The organism is Bradyrhizobium sp. T-1 (assembly GCF_053592855.1).
This window is the reverse complement of sequence record NZ_JBSGOX010000002.1, coordinates 975102-981918: the sequence shown is the minus strand read 5'-3', so window position 1 is coordinate 981918 and position 6817 is coordinate 975102. Positions and strand designations below refer to the sequence as shown.

The 6817-nt window shown below is 61.0% G+C and carries 4 protein-coding genes and 1 pseudogene; 4 read left to right on the top strand and 1 reads right to left on the bottom strand.

Annotation, left to right across the window (positions count from 1 at the left end):
• Nucleotides 1-1170 precede the first annotated feature (1170 nt).
• Both ACWAT4_RS44000 and ACWAT4_RS43995 read left to right on the top strand, forming a co-directional pair.
• Nucleotides 1171-2373, top strand: coding sequence for an integrase core domain-containing protein (locus ACWAT4_RS44000; RefSeq protein ID WP_128929795.1), 1203 nt, complete (start codon nucleotides 1171-1173; stop codon nucleotides 2371-2373).
• Between the two features lie 1083 nt (nucleotides 2374-3456).
• A complete protein-coding gene (locus ACWAT4_RS43995; protein WP_128929796.1) occupies nucleotides 3457-4644 on the top strand; it encodes an RHE_PE00001 family protein in 1188 nt (395 codons plus the stop codon).
• Between the two features lie 590 nt (nucleotides 4645-5234).
• On the opposite strand, the pseudogene ACWAT4_RS43990 reads toward ACWAT4_RS43995, so the two are convergent.
• A pseudogene (locus ACWAT4_RS43990) lies at nucleotides 5235-5585 on the bottom strand (transposase); the annotation flags it as partial.
• A 38-nt stretch (nucleotides 5586-5623) separates the two neighbouring features.
• Between ACWAT4_RS43990 and ACWAT4_RS43985 the strand changes: the two are divergent.
• Together ACWAT4_RS43985 and glnK are read left to right on the top strand one after the other, a co-directional pair.
• Nucleotides 5624-5788, top strand: coding sequence for a Trm112 family protein (locus tag ACWAT4_RS43985; RefSeq protein ID WP_128929798.1), 165 nt, complete (start codon nucleotides 5624-5626; stop codon nucleotides 5786-5788).
• Nucleotides 5789-5921: 133 nt separating this feature from the next.
• A complete protein-coding gene (gene glnK / locus ACWAT4_RS43980; protein WP_128929799.1) occupies nucleotides 5922-6260 on the top strand; it encodes a P-II family nitrogen regulator in 339 nt (112 codons plus the stop codon).
• Nucleotides 6261-6817: the final 557 nt, after the last annotated feature.

Genomic DNA, 6817 nt, shown 5'->3' with positions numbered 1-6817 from the left:
CTTTCCAATCCAAAACGGTTTTTGCAGCTCAGACGGCGGATTACCGTCTGCAGACTCAACACGATTCCCGAGTCGGCGCAAGAATGAAAGGATTAACTTTGCGCGCTCGCTCCTCCAGACCCATTCATCGCCGACCCCCCGCCACCCACAGCCACCTTAGCCGTCGAGGCATTGTGCGCGGCAGCGCCAGCGATCAAGGTGTCACCGGCCGGCGTTGGCCGCATCCTGCCCCGCTTTGGATTAAGCCGCATACGGATCTGGAACTGGCGGGCCGGAGCGCCGCTCAGCCCGGCGGGGCTTCCGTACCGACGTTAGAGGCTTCGCCAGATTCTCAGTACCGGCTATCGCATCACTCATGATTCCCAAAAGGGGACAGCCGCGGCGCCAACCATGAGTTCATCCGCGTCGCGACGCGAAGCTTCGTGCCTGGCTTTTTCCCAAATCCGCCGTGACGAGGAAAGGTGCGGTGCCTTTCTCAACACGATGTCATCACCTACTTTTGCGGCCTCAACATCCGGCATGAGCGACAACGGCTTTGTTATCGCGCCAAGCCTTCGCCAAGGGAGAGAATGGCGGTCACTAGGCCCGGCCACAAAGAAACGGGAAAGACCGAGCGCATTGCAGGCTTCGCTACGCGAGCGGCCACGCGCCTAGGACCCGCTATAACATGGTACCGTCCGCACGCGGCCCGAGGCCAAACCACCCGCCATGACCACGGATGACCTCCTCACCGCCTTAACTCCGGAAGAGGTCCGAGCGGTGAATTAGTTGGCGGGTTTTCTGATGCTCGCCGTTGGTTCAGGGCTACCTGGGCCACCCCGGACTCCTCCTTGGTCGCTCGGGGCTTCTGAGCCTAGCGAAACGAGCGGCAGGTGAACGGACCCCACGCTCCACGGTTGCCACGGCACTGTTGTCAGCTGACAACATGCGGGACAACTAGCGGCAAGGGAAACGGATGACGCCTGGAGACGGCGAATGGCGCTAGCGTTCGCGTTGCGCTGTCCAATCCATCAAGCGGGCAATGGTGCGGCACGAGCGAGGAATGCGCCACCCGCTGCTTGCATGCCGGGCGGGGGGCTGGATGGGTACAGACCGGGCTGAGTGCTGACAGATTAGACCGGGTTGATTCCTGACAGGCAAGGCTCGTCTGATTCGAAGGAGGATCAGGCGATGCCTTTCAGGGAGAGCAGTCCTGTGGAGGAGCGTGTCGCGTTGTTTCGAGAGTACGAGACGGGGGCATTTTCGGTGACGGAGCTGTGCGCGCGGCACGGCGTCAGCCGAGAGACGTTCTACGTCTGGAAGCGGCGTCGGGAGAGCGGGGAGCGGCGCTGGTTCGAGGAGCGCAGCCACGCGGCGGCGAGTTGCCCGCATGCGACGGCGGGGCGGCTGGCCGATCGCATCGTCGCGACGCGGCAGCGGTTTCCGCATTTCGGCCCGAAGAAGATCAAGGCATGGCTTGAGCATGAGCGGCCGGAGGTCGACTGGCCGGCAGCCTCGACGATCGGCGACATCCTGAAGCGTGAGGGCCTGGTCGAGGCGCGTCGGCGCCGACGCCGGGCGATTGCGCAAGGCGAGGTGGCGGCGCCGGCAAGCGCACCCAACGAAGAATGGGCGATCGACTTCAAGGGCTGGTTCCGAACCCGCGACGGCAACCGCTGCGATCCGCTGACCATCACCGATGCGGCGAGCCGCTATCTTATCGAAGTGCGCATCGTCGATCCGACGGGGGCGGGCGTCAGGAGCGCCCTGGAACGTGTTTTCAAGGACATCGGCCTTCCCGCCGCGATCCGCTCCGACAATGGTGCACCGTTTGGATCGACGGGGGCGGGCGGCCTTTCGGCGCTCTCGGTATGGTGGCTCAAGCTCGGTATCGAACCGCGCTACATCCCCCCGGCGAGCCCGCAGGACAACGGCCGGCACGAGCGCATGCACCGCACGCTGAAGGCCCAGACCACGAAGCCGCCCGCGGCAACGGTCGCCGAGCAGCAACGCCGCTTCGATGCCTTCCGCCACCACTTCAACCAGGAGCGGCCACATGAGGCGCTCGACCAGATGCCGCCCGTCAAACTCTGGCAGTCGCCCTCGCGCACCTTGCCACGCCGTCTCGATGACCCTTGGTACGACGCCGATCACGAGGTTCGCCGGGTGCGTCCCACCGGCGATATCAAATGGCGCGGCGAGCACGTTTTCGTTGGCGAGGCGCTCGCAGGTGAGCTCGTCGGCCTCTGTGAGCACGACACTAGCGGCCACCTCGTGCGCTTCTGCGGTCGCGATCTCGGGCTGATCAATTGCGAGCGGCGTTTCCTGCGCTTTGCTCCGCCGCGCGCGCGGCTCCGCATCGCGCAGGAAACGCCGCAGACAGGAGAACAATGATCGAATATTGTCAGGCATCAGCCCGGTCCAAAATGTCAGGAATCAACCCGGTGGACCATGCAACCCGCGCGATTGAAGTACTCGCATACCACGCCACTGCCCCCGAAGGGGCCTCCAACTTTTGGTCGAGCCTCGACAGTCCCAGCGGGGACTAGACTGCACCCCAAACCGACACAGATGGACTGGTCGGGTAAGGCGCTTGAGGAAACTACATTGTTGATCCGGCAATTTACCGCTCGGATGGATCCATCCCGCTCGAGACGATCCCCGCTCGGAACCGGCTCAAGAGCCTTTGTCTCGTAGTCTGCGGTCGGCCCCCGTACTGTTGTCAGCTGACAACATCTTGTGCGATGTGGGGGAGGGCAAAAGAGGCGCGATGAGAAAGCAGGCGAGTCGGCGTTGTCAGCTGACAACACCTCCTAGGTGATCTGCAGAATTCCGACGGGTCGCCCATTCGAGCACTTGTAGCCCGCGCGTCCGGCGAAACATGGTTAATGCATTTTAATGGTGAATCCGACACCAACACTTCGCAGCAAAACGTTGTCAGCTGACAACACAGCCTAGCTCAATCTAGGCCTTTGATACAGGCGTTCTCACGACTGGCCAGAGCGAGTGAAGGCCCGCGAAGCTCCAAATCGAACTACGGTTGGCTAATCGTTCGAACCCTTCTTGAAGAAGTCTCGTAACCGTTCTTTGACCATCCGCCGATACGCCGTTAGCTGGTCGGAACTGAACTCTTCAAGACGACCGTTGCCACGCCTACTCGCCAAATCTGGCTGCTATCTCCGCGAGGGGTAGTTCTCGATATGACCTTCGCACCGCCGCTACAGACTGCCTAATCATGCGCCAGACTCATGCGGGGCCCAGTGGGGGGCCATCGCCGCTTGTAGATGAGCCGCCCAGCAACTGCCCCCGCCGGTAGTAATGATGCCAACCGGGTTGCTCTACAGCTCTACAGGCGGACGGCCGAGGAAGGAGAATAGAGGCTAGGACTCCGACATCGGTTTAAAGACCGATCGGCACTAACGCTTGCACGCTCATCATAGCAGTTGAAGCTATGTCGCTATGACGGAAATTAGCGACATGATAGCTTCCGTGTCGCCGATTCTCATCAAAGTTATCAAGGCGTTGTCTAGTAGCTACAAAATACCAGAACCGTTGCCCTGGTCGGCGATTGCACTTCCGCTCGCAGCCGCGGAAGATGCTTTAGCCCGTCTAGATGAGCGCCTTGCGAAAAGCCCAATCCGAGACGGTTGGATTAGTCGGACGCACTTCACCGACGCATGCGCCACTCTATGGCTGGAAGGCGAACTCGTCCACCTCGAAGATCTCGTTCTTCATGACGCTGGCATGGATGTTCGTGCGCCAACTCACGAGCTGAGCCGAGCTCGCGATGTACTCCGCGCCCGCCGGCGCATTCACCGCGAGGGCCCCGACTGGGCTCTCTCGTCCGTCGGGATCACCGATCTGCGCGGGTTAGCCGGCACAAATGGAATAGAAGAGGAGGACTGCGAACCGCCGAACATCGGAACTACGCATCATGAGGCGGAGCAGGACAGCCATGTGCCGAGAACCCACGACTACTCTTCTGTAACTCAGAGCAATGACGGACTCGCGCAGGCTTTCGCAGAAATCGACGCCGCGATCGCCAAGACCGACCAGATCTTAACCAGCGATCTCCGTCGAATGACCGAGCGGGATCCACTGGTCTACGACCCCGATTGGGACGAAGAAAAGCGTCTTGCCGTCTGGAGACGCGGCCTTCAGCAAAGCAGGAGCCTGCCTCCGACGCTCGCGGCGGCCATTGCCGCGGACAGCTGGCGCAGTCTCGAGCCCCTTCAGCACCGACCCTGGCTTGGCCAGCTGCTTACGTCTGCGCTGCTAGGTCATCGGAGAAAAGCACGCTCACACCTGGCTTGCCTGCATGAGGGGCTGAAGACGATCCCGCGTGAGCGACGCCGCTCGCGCGACCTTGCAACCCGTCTCGTCGCGGAGCTTGAGGCCATCACGGCCGCTGGTGAGATTGGCCTGAAGACGCACGACAGGTGGCTGAACGAACGCACTCTGATGCTTCGAAGGGTGGCCGGCCATCGATCGACGTCGAAATTGCCGGCGCTTATCGATTACGTCTTCAGCCGGCCAGTCGTTTCTGCCGGCATGATCGCAGAAGAGCTGGATATCACACCGCGTGCAGCATTGAGTCTCGTAAATGAGCTTGGTCTGCGCGAGACCACTGGACGAGGGCGTTACCGAGCCTGGGGTGTTCTCTAAAAAAGATAACCTACCCGAGTGCCAGCAGACGACCAATCTGCCGGTTCCTAATGCCCGCAGGATCAACCCCGCCATCGAGAATTCCCGAGACTCTTGAAAAATACAGCTTGCGCCCAAGCGGGCCTCCGCACCGATTGATCCCCTCCTCCATGACTCGGACTCAACAAGAGAGATGGACAAACGGCCGATCTGCCGCAGGCTTCGTTCTCGTGACCTTGGAACGGCCTAAAGTCCTGCTGCCCATGCCGTTGCGGCGCTTGAGCTCGGCGGCTCTCCTAAGCTCAGCCTGCCGCGAACGGACAGGGGACTCGATGCTCGTGACCACCCACAGGCGAAAACGATAGCGGGTGGTGGGCTTGTCGATGGGGCTAAGGCCCATGTATCATCTGCATCCTTTCCTTGGGCTCCGGCGCTACGAGAATGACAGGGTATCCCGACCGCGGCAATCGTATCCCGTTGCGTGGTGTCGCTGGCGGCGATCACCGCGATCGTAGGCAGGAGCCGGGCAGATCAGCTGGCGATTGCCGGAGGGCTGAAGGCTGAAGGCTGCATCATTCATTGGCAGCGGTTTACAGAGTCATGCAACAGCCGCGTTGGACGGCCCATTCATCATTATTTTGCTCGAGCGGGATCGCGCCGATCAGGCGTACGATGGCGTCTTCGTTCAGGAAGATGCCGACCACCTCGGTGCACCGCTTAATCTCGTCGTTAAGGTCCTCGATTGGGTGGTGGAGTGCTGCTTGGTCCGGGGCTGCGGCGAGAAGGTCACATAGGCCAGCACATCGGTCCAAGCCTCGCCAGCAAGCGCGCAAGCTTGGGCAATTTTGGCGGAGCTGGTCGGCGACCTTGCACCATTGCGCCTTTTCTGTCTCCGCATCGTCTGGGCAAACGCAGTAGCAATGAACGCTGAGACGACGCGGCGTCCACTTTTTTGCCGGCATGCGCCGGGGCGTTGTTAGAGGCAATGCCGGAGACGCCGATGTCAGCGTCCGCCGAACGCCCTGAAATAGTGTTCGATCAAAAATTGCTGCAGATCCTCGTCTGCCCGCTGACTAAGGACCCGCTGGAATTTGGCTCGGCCAAGCAGGAGCTGATCTCGCGATCGCGCAAGTTCGCTGACCCGCCCGTTTTCATAATCCGTTAGGCAAAGCGGCGATCTGGCACGGGATTTGATCTCAAGAGCCTGGGTGCTCGGGTAGTGAAACTTTACCGTCGTGGCGAACAAGTCGAGAAACGCCCGGCCACTTCCGGGCCGGGCCCAAGCGGGGATAGAACCCATGAAAATGGTTATGGCAATTATCAAGCCATTCAAGCTGGAAGACGTCCGTGACGCCCTGACCGACATTGGTGTTCACGGTCTCACGGTGACAGAAGTCAAGGGATATGGCCGTCAGAAGGGCCATACGGAAATCTATCGCGGCGCCGAATATGCCGTGAACTTCCTGCCCAAGATCAAGATCGAGGTCGCTGTCGCTTCTGATCAGGTCGACAAGACCATCGAGGCCATCACGTCCGCTGCGAAAACCGGGCAGATCGGCGACGGCAAGATCTTCGTCATCAATCTCGTCCACGCGGTCCGCATCCGCACCGGAGAGACCGACGCCGCGGCCCTTTGATTTCGCGGCCTGGATCTACCTTTCGATAACCCGAGCTTCGGTGTGGTGCCGTGCCAGTTCGCGCGCAGTTCTTCCGGATCGGAACCGTGTTTTTCGCGAGATGCACCGCGGCCTATCGACAGCGGCTCGGGTCGCTGTAGTCCGATCGCGCAAACCGGCGCCGCACTCGCTAGAGCTGGCCCTCGATCGCTTTCTCGGAACCGGAAGCATCGCGTCGGGAGCATTCCTTCAATGCGGCGGAGGAACTCGGGCCGATTGCTGAGCAGCACGTCGTGCTGTTCAGCAGATCGCCTATGCGCCGCATTGCGGACCGTGTCACTAAAGGTACCGTCGCGTTCGCCAACAGTTTGGCACGTTCCAGACAGTAGGCGCGTTTGCGTTCCGACGGAAACGGGGCGGCCGTGTGGCGGTCGGCGATGATGTTTTTGAGCGTTGGGCATTCTCGTGATGAGCGCCACATCTGACCGCTTCCCGCGACAATGAGGCGCGGGAGAAGAATGCTTCGACCATGAGATTGTACCCTCGCGAGCTCCCGGGCATGCATGTAGAGGAGAGTG